Raw genomic sequence first — 23,126 nt, forward strand, 5'->3', positions numbered from 1 at the left:
GACGGGCTACCGCCCCATCGGCCAAGCAGCCGCCTGATCCTGGTCCTCGCCCGCGAAGCGGGCACACGCATCGGTGAGCGCCTCAAGCAAGGTCAGCGGATCCGGCAGCGGCCGCTCCGGCCCGAGCACCCACCCCACATGCCCGTCCCCCGGCAACCTCGCGGGCGGCACCAGCACATAGCTCCCCCGGCAATGCCACCGCAGCCCCGGATGCTCGTCCATCGTCTCCGGATGGCAGTCGAGCTCACAGGGCCACCACTCGTCCTCGTCGTCGGGCGTACCCCGCGTGGCCGTGAAGAACAGCATCCGGCCCTGCTGGAGATCGCCGCTGCTCGTGGCCACGGGCCCGACCTCGACCTCGGCCGCCCCCAGCCGCTCCAGGGCCAGCCGCCCCGCGTCCGCGGGTACGTCGAGCACATCGTGGACGATTCCGGTGGCGGTGATGAAGTTGGCCTGCGGGTCGGCCCGCAGCCACTGCGTGACCTTGTCCGGGTCCGTCGTCGCCTGGGTCTGCCAGGCGAACGAGACGGGGTGGCGGGCCGGGGTGGGACAGCCGATGCGGTCGCAGGAACAGCCGTAACCGGAGGGGTGCGCGGCCGGCGCGAGCGGGAATCCGGCCGCCGCGGCGGCCATGAGCAGATCCTCGCGGACGCCCCCGGCGCCCGCTCCCGTGCCCTGCTCGCCGCCCGCTCCGCTCCTCGGCCGGCGCAGCCACTGGGAGAACCTGCCCTTGCGTTCCATCTACCGCCTCGCTTCACCGCCGGCACCCGGCGGTACCGCCGGTACCCGATCAATGCTGCCACCATCCTGCTCCGGAAGTGGCCGGTGTCCGCATCCGGGGTGGGTGAGAGCACCCCGAGCGGGTGTCGATATCAGGGCATAACGGACGTCACGCCCCTAGCGTTCCCAATATGATCAGCAGGCATTTTCTGACCGCCGTCCTGGTGCTCGGCCTCTCCATACCGGCGGCCGTCGCGGCCCACCCCACCGCTCGTCCGTCCGTACGACGCCTCATACCCCCGTCGGCCGCGGAACCGGGACGCCTCCGTCTCCAGCTCCAGCCCGCGCTCACGACACCGTCGTCCCGCAGGTCCGCCGTCGTCTACACCGCGCACCGCGGCGGCGCCCTGGAGGTGCCCGAGAACAGCATGTCCGGGCTGGCCAGCGCCTTCAGCAGACATGACGTCCAGGTCCTGGACTTCGACAGCCGCATGCTGGCGGACGGCACGCTCGTGGTGATGCACGACGCGACACTGAACCGCACCACCGACCGGACCGGGCCCGTACGGGCCCTGACCGCCGCCCAGTGGCGGGACGTCCGGCTGCGCCCCGACCCCTCCCTGCGCGGCACCTGGCGGCCCGAGCGGCCGCCGACCGTCGCCGAGGTGCTGGACCGGTTCGGCGGCCGGATCACCTTGATGGTCGAGGCCAAGGACCCGGAGAGCCTGCCGCGGCTGGCGAAGCTGATCCGCGACCGGGGGCTGGTCCACTCCGTCTACGTCAACAGCAACCGCCCCGAGGTGGCCCGCGAGGCCCACCGCAAGGGGCTGCTGACCCAGCTGTGGCGGTCCGCCCGGCAGATGCGCACCGACACCCCGCGCGACTGGCGCGGGGTCGTCGATCTGCTGGACGTCGACTACCGGGCGCGCGACAAGGACGTACGGCGGGCCGTCGCCTCCGGGATACCGCGGGTATGGGCACACACCGTGGACACCCCGGCCCAGCGGGACCGGACGCTGCGGCTGGGCTGCGACGGCATCATCACGGACGCGCCGGGACGGCTGATCTCCACGCCCGTACGCATGCCGCGGGCGCTCAGCGGGGGGTGAGCGAGGCCGGACCACGCGCCCCCGCCCGGGTGGGGAGGGTGGCCTGGGCCGCAACCGACCCCGCGAGGGGCCCCCGGCCCAGACTCCGACGCCGACCTGGGACGCGGGCGGACCCCCGCGAGAAGCCCCCAGCCCAGGCGGCAGAGCCCCGAGGGCAGCGAACCCCGCAAGGGGCTCCCGGCCCAGACCCCGACACCCACCTGGGACGCGGGCGGACCCCCGCGAGAAGCCCCCAGCCCAGGCGGCAGAGCCCCGAGGGCAGCGAACCCCGCGAGGGGCCCCCGGCCCAGACCCCGACACCCACCCGGGACGCAGCCGACCCCGCGAGAGACCCCCACTCCAGGCGGCAGAGCCCCGAGGGCAGCGAACCCCGCGAGGGGGCCCCGGCCCAGGCGCCGACACCCACCTGGGACGCGGGCGGACCCCCGCGAGAAGCCCCCAGCCCAGGCGGCAGAGCCCCGAGGGCAGCGGGGGCCCGCGGGAGGCCCCCGGCCCAGGCGGCGGCCCCTGCCCAGGCGCCGAAGGCGACCCCTCCCGCCGGTAGAATTCGCCGAATGCACGCCCCCGACGCCGCCCCCACCGACGAGACGCCCCACACCGCGCTCGCCGGACTCCTCGACGGTCTGCCGCCCCGCCAGGCGGCCCAGGCGGTCGACCGGCTGATCGGCCACTACCGGGGGCGTACCCCGACCGACGCGCCCGTGCTGCGCGACCGCTCCGACGTCGCCGCGTACGCCGCGTACCGGATGCCCGCGACCTTCGAGGCCGTGCGCGCCGCCCTCGACGCCTTCCGCGCGCGTACGCCCGAGTGGGCCCCGGCCACGCACATCGACATCGGCGGCGGTACGGGCGCGGCCAGTTGGGCGGTGGCCGCCTCGTGGCCGGGGGCCGGGCACACCACCACGGTCCTGGACTGGGCCGAACCCGCCCTCACCCTCGGCCGCGAACTGGCCCGGCAGGCGCCCTCCGAGGCGCTGCGCACCGCCCGCTGGCAGCGCCGGGCCATCGGCGACGGCCTCGCACTGCCGGACGGGACCGACCTGGTGACCGTCAGCTATGTGCTGGGCGAGCTGACCGAGGCCGACCGGCACGCCGTCGTGGCCGAGGCGGCGCGCGCGGCGCAGGCCGTGGTGCTGATCGAACCGGGCACCCCGGACGGCTATCTGCGGATCCGCGAGGCCCGGGACCGGCTGCTGGCGGCCGGGCTGCGGATCGTGGCCCCCTGCCCGCACGGCGTGTCCTGCCCGATCGAACCCGGCACCGACTGGTGCCACTTCGCCACCCGGGTCAGCCGATCCTCCCTCCACCGGCGGGTCAAGGGCGGTTCGCTGCCGTACGAGGACGAGAAGTTCAGCTACGTCGCGGCCGTACGGTTCGACGCGACGCCCGCCGGGGCGCGGGTGGTGCGCCGCCCGCAGATCCGCAAGGGCCAGGTGCTGCTGGACCTGTGCGCGCCCGAGGAGGGGCTGGGGCGCGCCACGGTGACCAAGCGTCAGGGGGCGCTGTACCGGGCCGCGCGGGACGTGGCTTGGGGGGATGTCTGGCCGCCCGAGGAGGCGCCGTCCCGCTAGGCGCTCCGCTGGGCGCTGCGCCGAGCGCTCCGCTGGGAGTGCCCCGAGCTGCCGTCGGTCGTCCGCGGCGGAGTCGCCCATCGGCACGGCCCCGCGCCTTCGGCGGATCTTTCCCCTACCCGCCCCTTACCGAACCAGGGCTCCGCCCCTGGACCCCAGAGTCTGGGCGGACCCCCACACGCGGCGGAGCCGCACACCTGCGCTCAGCCCGCCACCTGGCCCGCGCCACCGAGGGGTCCGGGACGGAGCCCCACCGCGCGGCGGAGCCGCATATCGATGCGCGGCCCGCCGCAGGCGTCACGATCCGCCGGACGCCACCTGGCCGGCGGCCGGTGCCGGGGGCTTCCCCCTACCCGCCCCTTCCCGATACCAGGGGCTTCGCCCCTGGACCCCAAAGTCTGGGCGGACCCCCACACGCGGCGGAGCCGCACACCGACGCTCAGCCCGCCACCTGGCCCGCGCCACCGAGGGGTCCGGGACGGAGCCCCACCGCGCGGCGGAGCCGCATATCGACACGCGGCCCGCCGCAGGCGCCACGATCCGCCGGACGCCACCTGGCCGGCGGCCGGTGCCGGGGGCTTCCCCCTACCCGCCCCTTCCCGATACCAGGGGCTTCGCCCCTGGACCCCAAAGTCTGGGCGGGCCCCCACACGCGGCGGAGCCGCACACCGACGCTCAGCCCGCCACCTGGCCCGCGCCACCGAGGGGTCCGGGACGGAGCCCCACCGCGCGGCGGAGCCGCATTTCGATGCTTCGGGAAGGGGCGGGTAGGGGAACAGCCCGCCGCAGGCGTCACGATCCGTTGGGTGGGCCCGCGGCCGGGGCGGGGGTGAAGGTGACCGGGAGGGAGACCAGGCAGCGGTACCAGAGGGAGTCCATCCACTGGAGCTCGTCGGGCTCGACCGCCAGCTCCAGGTCCGGCACCCGGTCGAGCAACACCTCGATCGCCGTCTCCGAGATGATCTTGCCCAGGTCCGGCGCGCCCGCCGGGCACCCGTAGTCGCCCCCGGTGAAGGACACATACGCGTTGTTCCCGGCGTACCCCGCCCCCGCGTCGGGCCACAGCAACGGGTCCGCGTTGGCCGCGGCGAGGCCGAGGACGAGGAGGTCGCCGGCGCGGATGCGCTGGCCCCCGAGCGTGGTGTCCCGGGTGGCGAAGCGGCCGATGACGTTCTGGAGCGGGGAGTCCGCCCACAGCACCTCGTTCATGGCCTCGCCGATGCTGCGGCGGTTGCCCGCGAGGGTCATGGTGAACCGGTCGTCGGTGAGCATCAGCCGGACGGTGTTGCCGATCCAGTAGGACGTGGCGGGCATGCCCGCGGCGATCATCACCATCAGGTCCCCGACGAGCTGCTCGTCGGTGAGGTCCGGGGAGTTCTGGATGAACCGGGAGGTGACGTCCGGGCCCGGCTCCTCGCGCTTGGCCGCCACCAGCCGCTGCACCACCTCGGCGGCCCGCTGCTGGGCCGCCATGGCCTCGTCGTTGGAGAGCAGTGAGACGGTCACCGCCTCCGCCATGTACTCCAGCTGGTCCTCGGGCAGGCCGAACATCTGGCCCATGGCGAGGGCGGGCACCGAGTAGACGTAGTCGAAGACCAGGTCCGCCTTGCCGCTGCCGACGAACTTGTCGATCAGCGAGTCGGCGAAGCGCTCGCAGTGCCGGCGCAGTTCGAAGGGGTCGACGGAGGCCAGGGCGTCGCTGACGGCCGCCGAGCGCCGCCGGTGCTCGTCGCCCTCCGTGAAGTGCATCATGGGGCTGTGGGCCACCCAGGGCATGAGGGGCCAGTCGGACGGCACCTCGTCCCAGCGGTTCCAGCGGCGCGAGTCGCGGCCGTAGGTCTCTACGTCGGTGACGACCTGGCGTATCTCGCGATAGCCGAGGACGAGCCAGGCGGGGACGTCGGAATCCAGCAGGACCGGGGCCACCTGTCCGTGGTCGCGCCGCATCCGCTCATAGCTCTCGGCGGGATTCCGCAGGTACCGCTCCCCGTACAGCAGCGCGGGTCCGGCGGAGGAGGGGTCGCCGTAGGAGGGGTCGGCGTGGGCGGGGCAGCCGGGGGGCGGTGCCGCCGGGCCCGGACCGCCGGACGCGTCCTCCGCGCCTGGTGGGTCCTGAAGGGCCGGAGAGTCCTGCGGGTCCTGGAGGTTCGTCACAGCGGTCTTCCTCATGGCGGTGGAGCAAGCGCGGCCGTCCGGGGGTACACGGCAGTTGCACAGGCTAACCAAGCGAACGGATCAGGCCAACTGTCCGGACGCCACCGACTGGTGAGGGCAGGTCAGCCAAGGGCCAGCCGTGGGCCGGTCAAGGGCCAGCCGTGGGCCAGGCAGGGGGCCACCCAAGGGGTGCGCCGACCCGCGCCGTCAGCCCAGTGCGCGGGCCAGCGCCGTGGCCGCCGCCGCGCGGGGCGCGCTGTCGCCGGGGCGACGGCGCGGATGCACGGTGGTGGCGAGCAGCACCAGATAGGCCCCGCGGGCCCGGTCCACCACCAGGCTGGTCCCGGTGAACCCGGTGTGCCCCGCCGCGCCCCGTCCCGCCAACTCCCCCATGAACCACGGCTGGTCGACCTCGAAGCCCAGCCCCGGCGCGGTCAGCATCAGCTCGGTGGACTCGGCCGACAGCACGGGCCCGCCCCCGGCCAGCAGCGCCCGGCACAGCACGGCCAGGTCCCCGGCCGTCGAGAAGAGCCCGGCGTGCCCCGCGACCCCGCCCAGCGCCCAGGCGTTCTCGTCGTGCACCACGCCCCGCAGCATCCCCCGGTCCAGCTTGCCCCAGGGCCGCCGCTGGTCCTCGGTGGCCGCGCTCCGGGGCAGCCAGGAGGCGGGCGGGTTGAAGCGGGTGTCGGCCATGCCCAGCGGGCCGGTGACCGTCTCCTGGACGAGCCGGTCGAGCGGCTGCCCCGCCGACCGCTCCAGGACGCGCTGGAGCAGCAGGAAGTTGAGGTCGGAGTAGCGGCGGGCGGTGCCGGGCGGGGTGGTCGGCGGCTCGGCCGCGAGCCGGGCCAGCGCCCGCTCCCGGCCGTCCTCCTCGTACCCGTACTCGTACAGCGGCAGTTCGGGGATCAGCCCCGAGGTGTGGGTGAGCAGCTGCCGTACGGTGATGCCGTGCTCGGCGGCGGCCGTGCACTCCGGGGCGTACGCGGCCACCCGCCCGTCCAGCGCGATCAGACCGCGCTCGACGGCCCGCAGCGCCACGATCGTGGTGCACAGCTTGGTGAGCGAGGCGAGGTCGAAGAGGGTGTCGCGGCGCACCGGCACCCATCGCTCGCGCGGCAGCTCCACGCCCCGGTCGGAGGTCTCGTCGTACGCCGCGTAACGCACCGCCCAGCCGAAGCACTCCTCGGCCAGCGGGCCGGAGCCGGTCCCGGCGGCCAGCGCCACCCCGGAACACCAAGGGCGCTCCCCCTCGGGAAGCGCCCTGACGGTCTCCACCAGCCGGGTCAGACCACGGCCACGCTGTGCTTCGTACGTCGCTGCCACGGACGGCAGAGTCCCATGAAGCAGGCCACGGCCGCGAGCGCGCAAACCAGCTGGACGACGGCCATCGGCACCGCCGTGGTCTCGCCCGCGATCCCCACCAGCGGGGAGGCGACCGCGCCCAGCAGGAAGGTGGAGGTGCCCAGCAGCGCGGAGGCGGAACCGGCGGCGTGCGGGGTGCGGTTCAGGGCCTGGGCGTTGGTGTTCGGCATGGCCAGGCCCATCGCGGACATCAGCACGAACAGGCTCCCCGCCACCGGGACCAGCCCGGCCTTCCCGAAGACCCCGGAGGCCAGCACGAGCAGCGCGGCCGCCGCGACGGTGATCACGACCAGCCCCACCATCAGCACCTTGTCCATGCTGACCCGGCCGACCAGCACCCGGCCGTTGAGCTGACCGGTGGCGATCAGGCCGATCGAGTTCAGCCCGAAGAGCAGGCTGAAGGTCTGCGGTGAGGCGCCGTAGATCTCCTGGACGATGAAGGACGACCCGGCGACATAGGCGAAGAGCGCCGCGAAGGCGAAGCTGCCCGCGAGCATGTAGCCGGTGAAGACGCGGTCGGCGAGCAGCCCGCGCATGGTGCGCAGGGTCTGGCCGAGCCCTCCGTCCTGGCGCCGCTCGGGCGGCAGCGTCTCGCCCAGCCACCGCCAGACCACGAGGGTGAGCAGGGTGCCGATCACGGTGAGCACCGCGAAGACCCCGCGCCAGTCGGTGAGGCGCAGGATCTGGCCGCCGATGAGCGGGGCCACGATGGGTGCCACCCCCGAGATCAGCATCAGGGTGGAGAAGAAGCGGGCCATCGCGATGCCGTCGTAGAGGTCCCGGACGACGGCGCGGGCGATCACGATACCGGCGGCGCCCGCGAGCCCCTGGAGCAGCCGGAAGCCGATGAGCAGCCCGGCGGTGGGGGCGAAGGCGCAGATGGCGGTGGCGATGACGTAGACCACCATGCCGATGAGCAGCGGACGGCGGCGCCCCCACCGGTCGCTCATCGGGCCGACGGCGAGCTGGCCGAGCGCCATGCCCATCAGACAGGCGGTGAGGGTGAGCTGGGCGGTGGCGGCCGAGCTGTGGAGCGCGTCGGTGACCTCCGGCAGGGCCGGGAGGTACATGTCCATGGACAGCGGCGGGAGTGCGGTGAGCCCGCCGAGGATCAGGGTGACGAGAAGGCTCGTACGGCGCTGCGCGGTGAGCCCGGGAGAGGCGGCAGCGGAGGTGAGGGAGGCTTCGGGGGACGGGGTTCCGGGCAGGTCGGCCCGGGTGGGAGCGGCGGCCGGTTGGCCGGGCTGCTGCATGCGTACCTTCCATGAGTCGTTGATACGTTTCTATGCTCTCAGCGATTCGAATGGACTCGAACCTCTGGGGACAGGGGGGAATGGGGTCGGGATGGCCGGGACGAGCGGGTCGGGCACCGTGCGGTGGGGGATTCTGGCGACCGGTGGGATCGCCGCCTCGTTCGCCACGGATCTGCTGGAGATGACGGACGCGCAGGTCATCGCGGTCGGCTCGCGCCGTCCTGAGTCGGCGAAGCGGTTCGCGGAGCGGTTCGGGATACCCCGCGCCTACGGCGGCTGGGAGGAGCTGGCCGCCGATGACGACATCGATGTGATCTATGTCGCCACCCCGCACTCGGCCCATCGCGCGGCGGCCGGGCTGTGTCTGGAGGCGGGGCGCGCGGTGCTGTGCGAGAAGCCGTTCACGCTCAATGTCCGCGAGGCCGAGGAGCTGGTGGACCTCGCCCGGGCCCGGGGCCGCTTCCTGATGGAGGCGATGTGGACGTACTGCGATCCGGTCGTCCGTCGGATGACCGAGCTGATCCACGATGGCGCGATCGGCGAGGTCCGGGCGGTCCACGCGGACTTCGGACTGCCCGGCCCGTATCCACCGGACCACCGGCTGCGCGATCCGGCGCTGGGCGGCGGCGCCCTGCTGGACCTCGGCGTCTATCCGGTGTCCTTCGCGCAGCTGCTGCTCGGCGAGCCGGACGAGGTGCGGGCCGTGGGACAGCTCTCCCCCGAGGGCGTGGACGTGAACACGGGCCTGGCGCTGGGCTGGGACAGCGGGGCGGTGGCGCTGCTGTCCTGCTCGATCACCGCCGATACGCCGATGACGGCGGCGGTGACGGGCACGGCGGGCCGGATCGAGTTCCCGCGCGGCTTCTTCCAGCCCGAGCGGTGCGTACTGCACCGGCCCGGCCGGGATCCGGAGGAGATCACGGCGGTGGACGGGCTGCGCTCCTACCAGCGGGAGGCGGCGGAGGTGATGCGCGCGCTGCGCGCGGGCGAGACGGAGTCCCCGCTGGTACCGCTGGACGGCACGCTGGCGGTGATGCGGACCCTGGACGCGGCCCGTGAGCGGCTGGGGGTGCGGTACCCGGGAGAGGGAGCGGGAGAGGGAGCGCGAGAGGACGAAGGCGTGGGCGAGGACGCGGACACGAACGAGGGCGGGGCGTGAGCGGGGCGGGCCCGGCGCATGGGGTGCGCGCCGGGCCCGCCCGCCCGTCAGACCTGCTTCAGGCCGGGGTTCCCGGCCTCGCTGACGAACGACGCCGCCGTGGTGAGCGGCGCGCCCTGGGTCGTGACCGCGGAGACAGTCTTGTAGTCGGCCCGTGCCCGCTCCTCGTCCAGCGAGACCGTCACATAGCCGCGCCGGCCGTTGTAGAACTTCATATGCGGGTTGGCGGCCATGTACGTGGACCAGTTGTCGGGCTTGTCGGCGCCGTCCTTGCCGCTGCTGACGGAGGTGCCGACGAACTCCACGCCCAGGGTCCGGGACCCCGGGTCGTCGAAGTCCTTCTTGATGTCGAAGGCGTAGTGCACATGGACATCGCCGGTCAGGACGACGAAGTTGTCCAGGCCCGCCTTCTCGACACCGGCCAGGATCCGCTCCCGGGAGGCGGGGTAGCCGTCCCAGGAGTCCATGGAGAGCTTGGAGCGCGCGGCCGTGGTGTTCTTCCGCTGGGAGAAGGTGACCTGCTGCGGCAGCACGTTCCAGGTGGCGGTGGAGCGCTGGAAGCCGTCCAGCAGCCAGCGCTCCTGGGCGGTGCCGGTGAGGGTGCGCGAGGGGTCCTCGGACTCCGGGCCCGGGTACTGCCAGCCGTCGCCGTACGCCTGGTTGGAGCGGTACTGGCGGGTGTCGAGGATGTCGAACTGGGCCAGCTTGCCGTAGTGGAAGCGGCGGTAGAGCCGCATGTCGGCGCCGCTCGGCTGCTGCGGCATCCGCAGCGGCATGTTCTCCCAGTACGCCCGGTAGGCGGCCGCCCGGCGGATCAGGAACTCGTCCGACGGGCCGCCGTTCTCGTCGATGTCGCCCGCGTAGTTGTTCTCGGTCTCGTGGTCGTCCCAGGTGACGTACCAGGGGAAGGCGGCGTGGGCGGCCTGGAGGTCCTCGTCGGACTTGTAGAGCGCGTAGCGCAGCCGGTAGTCCCCGAGCGTCATGGTCTCTTTGTTGAACACCGCGGGGAGGGTGCGGTCGGTGTAGTTGCGGGCGCCGCCCGCGGCGTTGACCGCGTACTCGTACTGGTAGTCGCCCACGTGGAAGACGGCGTCCAGGTCCTCCTGCGCCAGGTGGCGGTAGGCGGTGAAGTAGCCGTCGTGGTACGCCTGGCAGGACACCAGGCCGAAGCGGACCTCCTGGACCTTGGCGCCCGCGGAGGGGGTGGTGCGGGTGCGGCCCACCGGGCTGGTCCAGTTCCCGGCCTTGAAGCGGTACCAGTAGACGCGGCCCGGCTCGAGGCCCTTGGCGTCCACGTGCACCGTGTAGTTGAACTCGGCGTGCGCGGTGACGGTCCCCCGGCGGGCGACGCGGCGGAACTTCTCGTCGCGGGCGATCTCCCACTCGACCTTGACGGTGCCCTTTTCGGGCAGCCCGTTCCCCGGCTCGTAGGGCCGGGGCGCCAGCCTGGTCCACAGCACGACGGCGTCGGGCAGCGGGTCGCCGGAGGCCACGCCGAGCGTGAACGGGTTGTCGGCGAGCGCGTGCGGCGACACCTGCGCGGCGTGGGCGCTGGGCAGGTTGGTGGTGAAGGCGAGCGCGGCGGCGGCCCCCGTCACGGTGAGGAAGCGGCGGCGTCCCAACGTTGCGGCCGCGGCTCGTATGGCGCGCTGATGCGAGTCGTGTGCCATGTGCTCTCCCCTGGCTCGTGGCGTCAGAGGAATTGGAGTGTCGGAGGACGGCCGGGCGTTTGCGTGCACACGACATCGATATGACCGCTCGGTGAGGTCCGTTGCCGGAAGGGACCTTTGCCGCGAATCGGCGCGCGAACCGGCGTGCGAACCGGCCCACCCGCACGGTGAACTGACGTGGCGTACGCTGCGGCGCTATGAGCGACGGTCGTGTGTCGGTGGTGTCGAAAGTGGCGGTGGTGACGGGCGCGGGCTCCGGTGTCGGCCGGGCCGTGGCGCTCGAACTCCTCGAGGCGGGCTGGTCGGTGGTGCTGGCGGGCCGCCGCGAGGAGGCCCTGGCCGAGACGGCGCGGCTGGCCGGGGGCGGTCCCCCGGCCCCGGTGGTGCCGACGGACGTGGCCGACCCGGAGCGGGTGGACGCGCTCTTCGCGGCGGTACGGGAGCGATTCGGACGGCTGGATCTGCTGTTCAACAACGCGGGCAGCTTCGGCCCGCGCGGCGTGCCGCTGGAGGATCTGGCCTACGAGGACTGGCGGTCGGTCGTGGACACCAACCTCACCGGGGCGTTCCTGTGCGCGCAGGCGGCCTTCCGGCTGATGCGGGATCAGGACCCGCGGGGCGGCCGGATCATCAACAACGGCTCGCTCTCGGCGCATGTGCCCAGGCCGGACAGCGTGGCGTACACGGCCACCAAGCACGCCATCACGGGGCTCACCAAGTCGCTGTCGCTGGACGGGCGCCGGTACGGCATCGCCTGCGGGCAGATCGACATCGGCAACGCGGCGACCGAGATGACCGAGCGGATGTCCGCCGGTGTGCCGCAGGCGAGCGGGGAGGTGGTGGCCGAGCCCGTGATGGACGTCGCGGACGTGGCACGGACGGTACGGCATATGGCGTCGCTGCCGCTGGAGGCGAATGTTCAGTTCGCGACGGTCATGGCGACGGCGATGCCGTACATCGGCCGCGGCTGACGGATGAGGGAACGTCACCCGTCGTAGATAACCCTCCGATTGTGGAGATAATGTGGAGATGCGGGCAATTCACCCCATCGGCACAGCGGTTCCCGGCCGCCCCCTCGCCACCCCCGGACTGTTCGAGGACCGCTCGATATGGCAGGGTCGTTTCCCACCGCGCCACATCTTCACCACTGTCCCACCGCCGCACCACCACCGCCCCACCGCCGCACCACCACCGCCCCACACCGGCATCCGAACGAAGAGAGACCGCCGTGCGTTCTCTGCCGCTCACCCTGGTCGCCCGTCTGCTGCCCGTCGCCGTCCTCGCCGCCGCGGGAGTGGCCATGACGACATCGGACGACTCGGACACGAGCGCCACCCCGGCGGGCCCCTCCCCGCAGACCTCGGCCCCGGCCACCAGCGCCGCCGCACCGCGTTACACCAAGCCGCCCGAGGAGGCGTGCACGGTTCTCCCGGAGTCGATGATCAAGGACCTGGTGCCAGGGGCCAAAACAACCGGTAACGAGCTGAAGTCCAGCGACCTCAACCGCCGTACGGGCTGCTCCTGGCACGCGCTGGACGACTTCGACTACCGCTGGCTGGACATCGCCTACGACGTCAAGAGCGTCGCGGGGAAGCAGAAGAGCGAGGGCGGCAGCGCGGTACCCGGCCTCGGCGACGACGCCTCGGTGACCGAGAAGACCACCGAGGACGACGACCAGGGCATACGCGAGGCCGTGGTGACGGTCCACCAGGACAACGCCACGGTCACCGTGACCTACAACGGCGGCGACTTCGAGAGCCACAAGGCCGCCGACTCCGATGAGATCCGCAAGGGCGCCATCGGCGCGGCCAGGAAGGCGCTCGCCGCACTCGACGGCTGATTGCTTTGCTCAGTCTTTGAAACTGACTCCTTGCTCGGCCCTTGATGAACATCAGCCATACGGAAGTGTCTTTCTGAGTGAACGGTTACGATCGCGGGCATCGCAACCGAACTCTGGAGTCCCACCGTGTCCGCCGCCCCCGAACCACGCCTGGGTATCGCCATCCTGACCATGGGCAACCGGCCCAGAGAGGTGGCCGCCCTGCTGGAGTCGGTCGCGAAGCAGGACGTGCCCCCGGCCCGCGTCGTGGTCGTCGGCAACGGCTCCCCGCTCCCGGAGTTTCCGGAGTTCCCCGGCGAGGTGACCACGGTCGAGCTGGCGGAGAACCTCGGGGTCTCGGGCGGCCGTAACGTCGCCTGGCGGCGGCTGCGCGAGTTCGGCGACGTGGACGTGGTGGTCGACCTCGACGACGACGGGCTGCTGGTGGACGCCGATGTCTTCCGCCGGGTGCGCGATCTGTACGCCGAGGACCCCCGCCTGGGCATCGTGAGCTTCCGCATCGCCGACGAGAGGGGCGAGACCCAGCGCCGTCATGTGCCCCGGCTGCGCGCGTCCGACCCGATGCGCGGCGGTGAGGTGACCACCTTCCTCGGCGGCGCCCACGGCCTGTCGATGGCGATGCTGGAGCAGATCGGCGGCTGGCCGGACGCGTTCTTCTTCACCCATGAGGAGACCGACCTCGCCTGGCGGGCCCTCGACGCGCGCTGGAAGGTCGTCTACGCCCCCGAACTGCTGCTCCAGCACCCCCGGACCTCCCCCGCCCGGCACGCCGTCTACCACCGGATGACCGCCCGCAACCGGGTCTGGCTGGCCCGCCGCCACTTGCCGCTGCCGCTGGTGCCGCTCTACCTGGCCACCTGGACGCTGCTCACCCTCGCCCGCACCCGCTCCCTGACCGGGCTCCGGGCCTGGGCGGGCGGCTTCCTGGAGGGCCTGCGCACCAGCTGCGGGCGGCGCCGTCCGATGCGCTGGCGCACGGTGTGGCACATGACCAAGCTGGGCCGCCCGCCCATCATCTGACGGCCCGACAGCCCGGCCGACGGGCCCGGCAGCCCGGCCGACGGCCTTACGGGCTCCGCAGCCCGACAGCCCGGCCGACGGCCTTACGGGACCGGTCTGAAGGCGCCAACGCCCCTTAAGGCCCCCTAAGGCGCCAACCCCAGCGCGGGGAAGACCGAAGCCTCGAGGAAGCGCGTCAGATACGCACGGTCGGCGACCCGCCCCTCAAGCAGATGACGCACCCGCATCGCGCCGATCAGCTGAGTGGGAACGAACTCGACAGCCGGGTTGTCCGCGGCCACCTCACCGCGCTCCACCCCCCGGCGGACCATCGCCTGGATCGTCTTCACCTCGTGCTCGATCAGCGCGGCACGCAGCGCCTGGAGCAGTTCGGGGTTCTGCAACGCGGCGTGCCCGAGGGCGTACACCAGCGCGGTGTCACCGCCGCACACCTCCCCCGCCTCGCCCACGGCCTCCGCGACCGCGCGCAGATCACCCGCGAGGGAGCCGGTGTCGATGCCCTCCAGCGCGAAGGGGCGCTTGCACGAGCGCAGCGCGGCGACGACGAGCTGGGGCTTGGTGCACCACTGCCGGTAGAGGGTGGAGCGGCTGGCGCGGGTGCGGGCGGCGACCGCCTCGATGGTGAGGGCCTCGTAGCCGCCCTCCTGGAGCAGATCGAGGACCGCCTGGTAGAACTCCTGCTCCCGCTCGGGGGTGATCTTGGAACGGCGCTGCGGCGCGTCCGTCTCCGGGCTCTGCGTCGCCATCGGGTCCTCCTCCTCGGTCCACCGGACTCCGGCTTCCCTCCCCGACCACGCAGTGTACCGACACATCCGCGTACCGATACACCCTTGTACCGATACGGTCTCGCACCGGTACACTCTCGTATCGATACGTCCGTGTGCCGATAGCTCCACCGGTGACAGGCGGACAGTGCCCAGAGGAAGGCAGGGTTCACGATGAACCCGACCGTCATAGCCGTAGCGCTCGCGCTCGCCTCGGCCGTCGCCTACGCGACCGCGGCCGTGGCCCAGGAACGGCTGGCCGCGGGCGGCCGGCCGGACCGCATGCCGCGGCTGCTGCTGCGCGGCGCCTGGTGGGGAGCGGTCGGCCTCAACTCCACCGGTGCCCTGCTGCATGTGGCGGCGCTGCGGTACGGACCGCTCACCCTGGTCCAGCCGCTCGGCGCGCTGACCCTGGTGGCGGCCGTCCCGCTGGGCGCGCGGCTCGCGGGGCGGCGGGTGGTCCGGGACGAGTGGCGGGGCGTGGTCCTCGCGCTGCTCGGCCTCGGCGCCCTGCTGCCGGTCACCGCCGGGGAGACCCCGCGCGAGACGCTGAGCCTGCCGGAGGCGGTCGGGCTCGCGGCCGTCGTGCTGGCGTTCATCGGGCTGTGCGTCCGGCCGGGGCGCGGGGGGCGCGGCACCCCGGGCCGGGGGCTGCGGTTCGCCACCGCGTCCGGGGTAGCCTCCGGTGTCGCCTCGGCGCTCACCCAGACCCTCACGGTCGCGCTCGCCGACTCCCGCGCCCCCGGGGCGGCCCTGGTGTCCTGGCGGACCGTGGTCGTGGCGTTGCTGGTCGCGGTCTTCGCGGTGAGCGGTCTGCTGCTGTCCCAGAGCGCCTACGGCAGCGGCCTCGGCGCACCCCTGGCCACCCTGACCCTGGCCAACCCGGTGGCGGCGGCCGCCATCGGGATCGTCCTGCTGGACGAGCGGTTCCGGGGCGGCCCGGGCGGCTGGGCCCTGGCCGCCGTGGGCGCGGCGGCGGCCGCCCGCGGGGTGGTCCTGCTCTCCCGGGCACCGCGGTCGGGGGCGAGGGCGGGGGTGCGCGATGCCACCGTGGTCGTACGGGAGTCCGCCGTACGCGAAGCCGCCCCAGCCGTACCGCAGACCGTCCTAGCCGTGCCACAGACCGCCGTACGCGAAGCCCCTGTGGCCGTGCCGCAGACCGCCGCCGTACGCGAGCCCGCCACCGTCCCCCGGGAGCCGGTGCCCACGCCCCCGTGATCCCCCGTGATCCCCCGCGACCCCCGGGCGTCGCTGGGCCCGCCGCCGTAAGGTTGAGCGCATGGTGGACGCGAACGTGTCGACCTCGGCCGAGACCGCTGAGCAGTTGCTGGAAGAGCTGCTCAGGGCCACCCAGGAGGCATCACCGGCGGAGCTCCCGGTGGCCCTGGACCACTACACCGAGGCCATGAACATGGGCCGCGCGGTCGTCTTCCTGATCGATCTCCGGCAGCGGCTGCTGATGCCGCTCGAGGAGGGCGAGCCGCGCCTGGAGCTCGACCACTCCCTGGCCGGATTCGCCTACCGCACCGATTCGGTGCGGGTCGAGGAGGACGGTGCGGGCGGGCTCAGCGTATGGCTGCCGCTGCTGAACGGCGCGGAGCGGCTGGGGGTCCTGCAACTGCGGATGGCCTCCCTGGACGGGCTCAGGCTCTGGCGCTGCCGGACGCTGGCCTCGCTCCTCGCCATGGTCATCACGTCCAAGCGGACCTATATCGACACCTTCGCGCAGCGCACCCGCACCCGGTCCATGCAGCTGCCCACGGAGATGCTGCGGGCCTTCCTCCCGCCCCGCTCCATCGGCACCGGCCGGGTGGTCTCGACGGCCGTCGTGGAGCCCGCGTACGAGCTGGGGGGCGATGCCTTCGACCACTCGTTCACCGAGGACGTCCTGCACGCCACGATCCTCGACGCGATGGGCCACGACCTGGCGTCCGGGCTGACCACCTCCGTGGCGATGGCGGGCAGCCGCAACGCCCGGCGCACCGGCGCCGATCTGGCGGCGCTCGTCTCCACCGTGGACGACGCGCTGGCCAAATGGCTTCCGGACCAGTTCTGCACCGGCGTCTTCCTCCAGCTGCACATGCCCAGCGGGGCGCTGCGCTGGTCCAACTGCGGCCATCCCACCCCGCTGGTCATCCGCCGCCAGCGGCTGCTGGGCAAGGAGCTGGAGCGGCCCGCCGAACCGCCGCTGGGGCTGCCCGCGCGGCTGTCCGACACGCCCCGCCAGATCCACGAGACGACGCTGGAGCCCGGTGACCGCGTCCTGCTCTACACCGACGGGGTCGTGGAGTCGCGCGACGAGGGAGGCGAGCAGTTCGGCCTGGAGCGCTTCGCCGACCACATCATCCGCTCGACGGCCGCCGGGCAGAACGCCCCCGAGGTGCTGCGCCTGCTCATCCACGCGATCCTCGACCACCGGCACAGCGAACTCAGCGACGACGCCACGATTTTGATGATCGAGTGGCATCCGCCGGGTCCCTGAGCCGTCGACCCGATACCCGATGATGACGCCTCCCGCCTCCACCGCCCCAGGAGGCTTCTGAGGCATCGAAAGGACGAACACGATGGTTGCGACAGGCTTTCCCGCGTTCGACACGACCGTCGACAAGACCAACCGGCTCCTCAAGGAGATCGAGGACGCGTACGGCTGGCCCAAGGAGCGCCGTAAACAGTCCTACGCCGCCCTGCGCGCGGTCCTGCACCAGCTGCGGGACCGGCTGACGGTGGACGAGGCCGTCCAGTTCGGCGCACAGCTCCCGATGCTGGTGCGCGGCATCTACTACGAGGGGTGGAGACCAGCGGAGACGCCCGTGAAGACGCACAGCGAGGAGTTCTTCCAGCGGATCCGGCACGACTTCCCGTACGCGGTCCAGGGCGACACCGAGCAGCTGGTCCACACCGTCCTGGAGGTCCTGCAACGCCATATCAGCGAGGGCGAGTGGGACGATCTCCGGGGCCGGATGCCCGCCGACCTGGCCACCGTCATCCCGGCGTAGCCGACCCCCGCCTCCCCTGAACCGCCTGGTGGTACCGTCGCACCGATAGGTGGCTTATGCGGTGTGCGGCGAGGAGGACGGCGATGGGGACGGCGGCCGGAGAGGGCGGCGAGGGCGTACGGAGCGTCCTGCGCGCACTGGATCTGCTCGCCCTGTTCGACGAGACCCACCGCTCCCGCAGCGTACGGGAGTTGACCGACGCCACCGGGCTGGCCAAGTCCACCGTGGTCCGGCTGGTGGCCACCCTCGAACAGCGCGGGCTGCTGTGGAGCCGGGGGGACGGCCGGCTCACCCCCGGCGCGGGTCTGCTGCGCTGGGCGGCGCTCGCCCAGGACGCCTGGCGGCTGCCCCCGGAGGCGGTGGAGTGTCTGCGCGTCCTCTCGGTCCGGTCGGGTGGCGAATCCTCCCGGATCTACATCCGCCAGGGCGGCTCCAGGGTGTGCGTGGCCCAGCACGAGGGCACCCAGCAGCTGCGCCATGTGGTGCGCATCGGCGAGGAGATGCCCCTGTGGGCCGGTGCCTCCGGGCATGTCCTGCTCATCGGCGGCTCGGCCCGGACGCTGAGCCGGGTGGCCGCGGCGGCCGGGCGCGGCCCCGACTTCGCCGCCGTCCTGGCGACACGGGCGCGGCTCGCCGCGGAGCGGGGCTGGGCGGTCAGCCACGGTGAGCGCGCGGACGGGGTGTCGGCCGTGGCCGCCCCGGTCACCGACGCGGCCGGGCAGGTCGTCGCCGCGGTGGGGCTCGGCGGGCCCACCAGCCGCTTCACCGAGGAGCGCGTCGAGTCCTTCCGCCCGGCGCTGGCCGAGGCCGCGAAGCGGCTGTCGGAGCTGCGGTTCCTCGGCGGGAGCGGCTGACGTTTGCCGGCGTCGCTGACGTTCACGCGCCTTCGGCGCCGTTCCCGCCGCCCGCCGGCCGGTCGAGGTTCCGGGGCGCGGGGCCCTCGTACGAGGGCAGCAGCCGCCGGGGCAGCGGGCCCTTGATCCTCGCCCCGCCGGACTTCTCCTCCCAGGCGTGGGAGAGGATGCCCACGCTGCGGGAGAGCACGAACAGCCCGCGTCCGAGCTCGGGCGGAAAGCCGAGTTCGCTGTAGACGATGGCGGTGGCGCCGTCGATGTTCATCGGAACGGGACGGCTGCGGCCCTCCGCCAGGGCCCGCTCCAGGGCCGTCCCGGCGCGCAGCGCCCAGCCCGGCGCCCCGCCGTCCGCCACCGCCGCGCCCACCAGGTCGAGCAGCGGGGTGCGGCGCGGGTCGTACGGGTGGAAGCGGTGGCCGAATCCGGGCACATGGGAGCCCGTGGCGCGGTACTCCGCCACCAGGTTCTTCGCGGCGGCGTCGAGGTCCGCCCCCTCGGCCACGGCCTCCTCCAGTTCGGCCAGGACGCCCATGCACTGCTGACCGGCCCCGCCGTGGACGTCCCCCAGCAGGTTCACCCCGGTGGCCACCGCGTTGTTCAGCCCCAGTCCGCAGGTGGCCGCCATCCGGGCGGCGGCGATCGACGGGGCCTGCGGCCCGTGGTCGACGGCGGCGACGAGCGCGGCTTCCAGCAACCGGCCCTGGGTCCGGGTGGGGAACTCGCCGCGCAGCAGCAGCCAGACGGTCTCGGCGAACGACACCTGGCCGATCAGCTGCTCGACCGGGTAGCCGCGCAGCAGGATCTCGCCGGGGCGGATGCGGCTGACGCCGGTGGCCCACCAGTCGGTGACGTCCTGTGGCACCTCCGCGGATTCCGGCACCTCGTCTGACCGGCGGGTCATATCGCGCCACGCTCCTTCATCGTGTCGATCTCCTTCGGGGTGTAGCCGAGTTCGGCCAGGGCCTGGTCGGTGTGCTGGCCCAGCAGCGGTGGCGGGGCGGTCGCGGCCACCGGTTCGCCGTCGACCCGGAACGGGCTGCCCAGCACGCGCAGTTCGCGCGTCCGACCGTCCGGGAAGGGCAGGGTGCGGACGAAGTCCCGCTCCGCGAGCTGCTCCAGGCCCAGCGCGTCGGGTACGGACAGCACCCGAGCCGCCGGGACCCCGGCGTCGGCGAGTACCTCCTCCCACTCCCCCGCGGTCCGCTCGGCGAGCCCCTTCTCGATCTCGGCGCGCAGCTCCTCGCGGTGGGCCTTGCGGTCCGCGGGGTGCGCGAACCGCTCGTCGTCCAGCAGTTCCGCACGGCCGATGAGCCGGCACAGGGTGGCGAACTGGCGCTGGCGGTTGGCCGCGATGTTGAGGTACCCGTCCGCCGTGCGGAACGTCCCCGACGGCGCGGCGGTGAAGTTCTCGTTGCCCATGGGCCGCGGCGGACGGCCGGTGATCAGGTAGTTGGAGGTCACCCACCCCATCGCGGTGAGCGCGGCCTCCAGCATCGAGACGTCCAGGTACGCGCCGCGTCCGGTGCGCTCCCGGCGCACCAGGGCCGCCGCCACGGCGAAGGCGGCGGCCATGCCGCCCAGGGTGTCGGCCACCGGGAAACCGGCGCGCAGCGGGCTGACCTCGGGGGTGCCGGTCACGCTCATCATTCCGGAGAGGCCCTGCACGATCTGGTCGTAGGCGGGCCGGGCGCGCAGCGGTCCGGTCTGGCCGAAGCCGGAGACGGCGCAGTAGATCAGCCGCGGGTTCTCCCGCATGAGGACCTCGCGGCCGACGCCCAGCCGGTCCATCACACCGGGCCGGAAGTTCTCGAGGAGGACGTCGGACTCCCGCACCGCGCGCAGCAGGGCCGCGCGCCCCTCGTCGTCCTTGAGGTTCAGGGTCAGCGAACGCTTCCCGGCGTTCTGGGCCAGGAACGACGCGCCCAGCAGATCCTCGCTCAACTGCCGGTCGGCGCCCAGTCGGCGGGCCAGGTCCCCGGCCCCCGGCAGCTCGATCTTGAGGACGTCGGCGCCGTGCAGGGCCAGCTGATACCCGGCGAAGGGCCCGGCGAGGACATTGGTCAGGTCCAGGACTCGGATGCCGTCGAGCAGGGGTGGCGGGGCGGCGGGGGCGGGCGTGCTCAACGGAGGACCTCCAGCGCGAATTGGGTGTGACCCCTTGCCACGGGGTGTGTGCCTCCATAACATCACCGAACCACCAAGCGGCACAAGCGAACCACACAGTGGTACTCGATTCACGGTGACAAGGGAGTCCACCCATGACGCACACCGGCAGTTCCGCCACCAGAAGGCCGGTCTTCCAGCCCAAGGTCGCCCTCGCCGCCGTCTTCGGCACCACGGTGGAGTGGTACGACTTCGCCCTCTACGGAACCGCGGCCGCCCTCGTCTTCAACAAGATCTACTTCCCGGACAGCGACCCACTGGTCGGCACGGTCCTCGCGTACGGCACCTTCGCCATCGGCTTCCTCGCCCGGCCCCTGGGCGGCGCCTACTTCGGGGAGCGGGGCGACACCCGGGGCCGTAAGGGCGTGCTGGTGACCACCCTGCTGATGATGGGGCTCGCCACCACGGCCATCGGACTGCTGCCGACCCACGCGCAGATCGGCGTCGCCGCGCCGGTGCTGCTGACGCTGCTGCGCTTCGTCCAGGGCTTCGCCGCGGGCGGCGAGAAGACCGGAGCGCTGATCATCCTCTTCGAGAACGCACCGCCCAAGTGGCGCGGGCTGCTCACCTCACTGCCCGCGATCGGCACCGGCACCGGCACCCTCCTGTCCACCGGCGCCTTCGCGCTCACCACCGGGCTGCTGTCCGAGGACGCCTTCCTCGCCTGGGGCTGGCGGATTCCCTTCCTGCTCAGCGCGGGACTGACCTTCTTCGGCCTCTGGGTGCGCCGCTCGCTGCCGGAGACCGCCGAATTCCAGCAGGTGCGCCAGGCGGGTTCCGTCGCCGCGACATCCGGCCCCGCCGCGACATCCGGCCGCTCGCTGCGGCAGCGGATCGCCGGGAGCCGCTGCGTCGCCGCCTGGCGCCGCTACCCCAAGGAGATGCTCATCGTGATCGGCGCGGGCGCCGCCGAGAACGCGGGCTACTACGTCTTCGGCACCTTCTCGGTCACCTACGCCGAGGACCGCGGGCTGCCGACCGCCGCACTCCTCAGCGGCATCTCGCTGGTCGCGGCGGTGAAGCTGGTGACGGTGCCGGCCTTCGGCGCGCTCTCCGACCGCGTCGGACGGCGCCCGGTCTCGATCGGCGGGGCCCTGGTGCTGCTGGCCGCCGCATGGCCGTTCTTCACGGTCCTCGACGGCGGACACACCTGGGCCATCTGGCTCGCGCTCTTCCTCACCCTGGGCATCGGCCAGTCCGCCGTCCTCGGCTCACAGCCCGCGTTCTTCGCCGAACTCTTCGACACCACAGTCCGGTTCAGCGCGGTCGGCATCGCCAACAACATCGGCACGGTGCTCACCGGCGGGCTCGCGCCCATGCTCGCGTCCGCCCTGCTGCTCTGGTTCGACCACAGCATCACGGGCGTGGTGGTCTTCATCGCCCTGATGAGCGCGCTCACCGTGGTCACGGTGGCGCTGGCGCGGGAGACGCGCGGGGCCGCCGACCCGGACGAGGAGACGGCCGCGCGGCAGGAGAACCTCCAGACGGCGCCGTAAGTCGCCGGTCAGGCGCTCCCGTACTCCCGGAGGAACGCCCGCAGATGGCGCAGCGTCTCCTCCGGCGCCTCCTCGGGAAGGTAGTGGTCGCACGGCAGCGCCTGCCCGCGCACATCGGCGGCGTAACCGCGCCAGACCTCCGGTACGTCGTAGTGGCGGCCGACGAAGCCGTGCGCGCCCCACAGGGCCAGCAGCGGTGCGGTGACCCGGCGGCCCGCGGCGGCGTCCGCGTCGTCGTGGACCAGGTCGATGGAGGCGGCGGCGCGGTAGTCCTCGCAGCTGGCGTGGATGGCCGCGGGGTCCGAGAAGCAGCGGATGTACTCGGCCTGGGCCGCCTCGTCGAACGGGGTTCCGCCCCGGTGGCGCGCCCCCATCCTGGTGCGGATCCAGAACGCGGGGTCCTGGCCGATGAGGTGCTCCGGGATGCCGTGGTCCGCCGCCAGGAAGAACCAGTGGAAGTAGCCGAGGCCGAAGTCCTTGTCGGCGTGCTGGAAGACGTACCGCGTGGGCACGATGTCCAGGACCGCGAGCGCGGCGACCGCGCGCGGATGGTCGAGGGCCAGCCGGTGGGCGACCCGGCCGCCCCGGTCGTGGCCGACCACCGCGAACCGGTCGAAGCCCAGCTCCCGCATCACCAGCAGCTGATCGCGCGCCATGGCCCGCTTGGAGTACGTGCTGTGCTCGGCGTCGGACACGGGCTTGTCGCTGTCGCCGTAGCCGCGCAGGTCGGCCAGGACCACGCGGTGGGTGGCGGCGAGCGCCGGGGCGATGTGGTGCCAGATCGCATGGGTCTGCGGATAGCCGTGCAGGAGGAGGACCGGCGGCCCGTCCCCGGCGGTGCGTACGTTGATTCCCACACCCTCGACACGGACGGTGCGGCGGTCGAAGTCGCCCAGCGGCTGATGGCTCATGGCCCGATCCCAGCAGCCGCCCGCGGTGCGCGTCCAAGACCCGTTGACGACAATCCTTATAAGCAGCACCTATGGAAGAGTGCG

The 23,126-nt window shown here is 73.0% G+C and carries 20 protein-coding genes; 11 read left to right on the plus strand and 9 right to left on the minus strand.

What is annotated here, in order from left to right:
- Positions 1-6: 6 nt before the first annotated feature.
- Positions 7-741, minus strand: coding sequence for a bifunctional DNA primase/polymerase (locus ABD329_RS30480; RefSeq protein WP_344317195.1), 735 nt, complete (start codon positions 739-741; stop codon positions 7-9).
- 170 nt (positions 742-911) lie between these two features.
- On the opposite strand from ABD329_RS30480, the gene ABD329_RS30485 reads away from it, so the two are divergent.
- Both ABD329_RS30485 and ABD329_RS30490 read left to right on the plus strand, forming a co-directional pair.
- Positions 912-1,829 (plus strand): glycerophosphodiester phosphodiesterase, encoded by a 918-nt coding sequence (locus ABD329_RS30485; RefSeq protein WP_344317196.1) that lies wholly within the window; start codon positions 912-914, stop codon positions 1,827-1,829.
- A gap of 554 nt (positions 1,830-2,383) precedes the next feature.
- Positions 2,384-3,400, plus strand: coding sequence for a small ribosomal subunit Rsm22 family protein (locus ABD329_RS30490; protein WP_344317197.1), 1,017 nt, complete (start codon positions 2,384-2,386; stop codon positions 3,398-3,400).
- Between the two features lie 792 nt (positions 3,401-4,192).
- Here ABD329_RS30490 and ABD329_RS30495 read toward each other — a convergent pair.
- The 3 genes from ABD329_RS30495 to ABD329_RS30505 all read right to left on the minus strand — a co-directional run bounded on the left by ABD329_RS30495 (position 4,193) and on the right by ABD329_RS30505 (position 8,169).
- Entirely contained in the window at positions 4,193-5,554 is a 1,362-nt protein-coding gene (locus ABD329_RS30495; RefSeq protein ID WP_344317200.1) for a cytochrome P450, read from the minus strand.
- Between the two features lie 207 nt (positions 5,555-5,761).
- Positions 5,762-6,877 carry a serine hydrolase domain-containing protein gene (locus ABD329_RS30500; protein WP_425574399.1) on the minus strand — a complete coding sequence of 372 codons (1,116 nt, stop codon included), beginning with the start codon at positions 6,875-6,877 and terminating at the stop codon, positions 5,762-5,764.
- Positions 6,838-8,169: a multidrug effflux MFS transporter gene (locus tag ABD329_RS30505; RefSeq protein WP_198282264.1), complete on the minus strand. Its 1,332-nt coding sequence runs from the start codon at positions 8,167-8,169 to the stop codon at positions 6,838-6,840. The genes ABD329_RS30500 and ABD329_RS30505 overlap by 40 nt, the downstream gene beginning before the upstream one ends.
- A gap of 91 nt (positions 8,170-8,260) precedes the next feature.
- Here ABD329_RS30505 and ABD329_RS30510 point away from each other — a divergent pair, with 91 nt between their 5' ends.
- The gene (locus ABD329_RS30510; protein ID WP_198281732.1) at positions 8,261-9,328 is read left to right on the plus strand and encodes a Gfo/Idh/MocA family protein; all 1,068 of its coding nucleotides are present in this window, start codon (positions 8,261-8,263) and stop codon (positions 9,326-9,328) included.
- A gap of 47 nt (positions 9,329-9,375) precedes the next feature.
- Here the strand turns inward: ABD329_RS30510 and ABD329_RS30515 are convergent, their stop codons facing one another.
- Positions 9,376-10,998 carry an alkaline phosphatase D family protein gene (locus ABD329_RS30515; protein ID WP_198281733.1) on the minus strand — a complete coding sequence of 541 codons (1,623 nt, stop codon included), beginning with the start codon at positions 10,996-10,998 and terminating at the stop codon, positions 9,376-9,378.
- A gap of 197 nt (positions 10,999-11,195) precedes the next feature.
- On the opposite strand from ABD329_RS30515, the gene ABD329_RS30520 reads away from it, so the two are divergent.
- The 3 genes from ABD329_RS30520 to ABD329_RS30530 all read left to right on the plus strand — a co-directional run bounded on the left by ABD329_RS30520 (position 11,196) and on the right by ABD329_RS30530 (position 13,858).
- Positions 11,196-11,969 (plus strand): SDR family oxidoreductase, encoded by a 774-nt coding sequence (locus tag ABD329_RS30520; protein ID WP_198281734.1) that lies wholly within the window; start codon positions 11,196-11,198, stop codon positions 11,967-11,969.
- 257 nt (positions 11,970-12,226) lie between these two features.
- The gene (locus ABD329_RS30525) at positions 12,227-12,838 is read left to right on the plus strand and encodes a hypothetical protein (RefSeq protein ID WP_198281841.1); all 612 of its coding nucleotides are present in this window, start codon (positions 12,227-12,229) and stop codon (positions 12,836-12,838) included.
- 171 nt (positions 12,839-13,009) lie between these two features.
- Entirely contained in the window at positions 13,010-13,858 is an 849-nt protein-coding gene (locus ABD329_RS30530) for a glycosyltransferase family 2 protein (RefSeq protein WP_198281842.1), read from the plus strand.
- Positions 13,859-13,983: 125 nt separating this feature from the next.
- On the opposite strand, the gene ABD329_RS30535 is transcribed toward ABD329_RS30530, so the two are convergent.
- Positions 13,984-14,604, minus strand: a complete 621-nt coding sequence (locus ABD329_RS30535) for a TetR/AcrR family transcriptional regulator (protein ID WP_198281840.1) — start codon at positions 14,602-14,604, stop codon at positions 13,984-13,986.
- Between the two features lie 192 nt (positions 14,605-14,796).
- Here ABD329_RS30535 and ABD329_RS30540 point away from each other — a divergent pair, with 192 nt between their 5' ends.
- From ABD329_RS30540 to ABD329_RS30555, 4 genes are all read left to right on the plus strand, one after another.
- Positions 14,797-15,840 carry a DMT family transporter gene (locus ABD329_RS30540; RefSeq protein WP_344317201.1) on the plus strand — a complete coding sequence of 348 codons (1,044 nt, stop codon included), beginning with the start codon at positions 14,797-14,799 and terminating at the stop codon, positions 15,838-15,840.
- Positions 15,841-15,901: 61 nt separating this feature from the next.
- A complete protein-coding gene (locus ABD329_RS30545) occupies positions 15,902-17,104 on the plus strand; it encodes a PP2C family protein-serine/threonine phosphatase (protein WP_198281427.1) in 1,203 nt (400 codons plus the stop codon).
- Positions 17,105-17,186: 82 nt separating this feature from the next.
- The gene (locus ABD329_RS30550) at positions 17,187-17,618 is read left to right on the plus strand and encodes a DUF2267 domain-containing protein (RefSeq protein WP_198281428.1); all 432 of its coding nucleotides are present in this window, start codon (positions 17,187-17,189) and stop codon (positions 17,616-17,618) included.
- Positions 17,619-17,701: 83 nt separating this feature from the next.
- Positions 17,702-18,472, plus strand: a complete 771-nt coding sequence (locus tag ABD329_RS30555; RefSeq protein WP_198281429.1) for an IclR family transcriptional regulator — start codon at positions 17,702-17,704, stop codon at positions 18,470-18,472.
- A 22-nt stretch (positions 18,473-18,494) separates the two neighbouring features.
- Here ABD329_RS30555 and ABD329_RS30560 read toward each other — a convergent pair whose 3' ends face one another.
- Both ABD329_RS30560 and ABD329_RS30565 read right to left on the minus strand, forming a co-directional pair.
- Entirely contained in the window at positions 18,495-19,373 is an 879-nt protein-coding gene (locus ABD329_RS30560; protein ID WP_246619077.1) for a citryl-CoA lyase, read from the minus strand.
- A complete protein-coding gene (locus tag ABD329_RS30565) occupies positions 19,370-20,596 on the minus strand; it encodes a CaiB/BaiF CoA transferase family protein (RefSeq protein WP_344317202.1) in 1,227 nt (408 codons plus the stop codon). The genes ABD329_RS30560 and ABD329_RS30565 overlap by 4 nt, the downstream gene beginning before the upstream one ends.
- A gap of 134 nt (positions 20,597-20,730) precedes the next feature.
- On the opposite strand from ABD329_RS30565, the gene ABD329_RS30570 reads away from it, so the two are divergent.
- The gene (locus tag ABD329_RS30570) at positions 20,731-22,131 is read left to right on the plus strand and encodes an MFS transporter (RefSeq protein WP_198276882.1); all 1,401 of its coding nucleotides are present in this window, start codon (positions 20,731-20,733) and stop codon (positions 22,129-22,131) included.
- An 8-nt stretch (positions 22,132-22,139) separates the two neighbouring features.
- Here the strand turns inward: ABD329_RS30570 and ABD329_RS30575 are convergent, their stop codons facing one another.
- On the minus strand, positions 22,140-23,042 hold the full coding sequence (locus tag ABD329_RS30575; RefSeq protein WP_198276883.1) for an alpha/beta fold hydrolase: 903 nt from the start codon (positions 23,040-23,042) through the stop codon (positions 22,140-22,142).
- Positions 23,043-23,126 lie beyond the last annotated feature (84 nt).

Origin of the sequence: Streptomyces javensis (assembly GCF_039525925.1) — a bacterium.
Lineage (GTDB): Bacteria > Actinomycetota > Actinomycetes > Streptomycetales > Streptomycetaceae > Streptomyces > Streptomyces asiaticus.

Excerpts from the sequence above, each read along its gene's own strand:
- ABD329_RS30480 (WP_344317195.1), bottom strand. The coding sequence starts at position 741 with ATGGAACGCAAGGGCAGGTTCTCCCAGTGGCTGCGCCGGCCGAGGAGC.
- ABD329_RS30485 (WP_344317196.1), top strand. The coding sequence starts at position 912 with ATGATCAGCAGGCATTTTCTGACCGCCGTCCTGGTGCTCGGCCTCTCC.
- ABD329_RS30490 (WP_344317197.1), top strand. The coding sequence starts at position 2,384 with ATGCACGCCCCCGACGCCGCCCCCACCGACGAGACGCCCCACACCGCG.
- ABD329_RS30505 (WP_198282264.1), bottom strand. The coding sequence starts at position 8,169 with ATGCAGCAGCCCGGCCAACCGGCCGCCGCTCCCACCCGGGCCGACCTG.
- ABD329_RS30510 (WP_198281732.1), top strand. The coding sequence starts at position 8,261 with ATGGCCGGGACGAGCGGGTCGGGCACCGTGCGGTGGGGGATTCTGGCG.
- ABD329_RS30515 (WP_198281733.1), bottom strand. The coding sequence starts at position 10,998 with ATGGCACACGACTCGCATCAGCGCGCCATACGAGCCGCGGCCGCAACG.
- ABD329_RS30520 (WP_198281734.1), top strand. The coding sequence starts at position 11,196 with ATGAGCGACGGTCGTGTGTCGGTGGTGTCGAAAGTGGCGGTGGTGACG.
- ABD329_RS30530 (WP_198281842.1), top strand. The coding sequence starts at position 13,010 with ATGGGCAACCGGCCCAGAGAGGTGGCCGCCCTGCTGGAGTCGGTCGCG.
- ABD329_RS30535 (WP_198281840.1), bottom strand. The coding sequence starts at position 14,604 with ATGGCGACGCAGAGCCCGGAGACGGACGCGCCGCAGCGCCGTTCCAAG.
- ABD329_RS30540 (WP_344317201.1), top strand. The coding sequence starts at position 14,797 with ATGAACCCGACCGTCATAGCCGTAGCGCTCGCGCTCGCCTCGGCCGTC.
- ABD329_RS30545 (WP_198281427.1), top strand. The coding sequence starts at position 15,902 with ATGGTGGACGCGAACGTGTCGACCTCGGCCGAGACCGCTGAGCAGTTG.
- ABD329_RS30550 (WP_198281428.1), top strand. The coding sequence starts at position 17,187 with ATGGTTGCGACAGGCTTTCCCGCGTTCGACACGACCGTCGACAAGACC.
- ABD329_RS30555 (WP_198281429.1), top strand. The coding sequence starts at position 17,702 with ATGGGGACGGCGGCCGGAGAGGGCGGCGAGGGCGTACGGAGCGTCCTG.
- ABD329_RS30560 (WP_246619077.1), bottom strand. The coding sequence starts at position 19,373 with ATGACCCGCCGGTCAGACGAGGTGCCGGAATCCGCGGAGGTGCCACAG.
- ABD329_RS30570 (WP_198276882.1), top strand. The coding sequence starts at position 20,731 with ATGACGCACACCGGCAGTTCCGCCACCAGAAGGCCGGTCTTCCAGCCC.
- ABD329_RS30575 (WP_198276883.1), bottom strand. The coding sequence starts at position 23,042 with ATGAGCCATCAGCCGCTGGGCGACTTCGACCGCCGCACCGTCCGTGTC.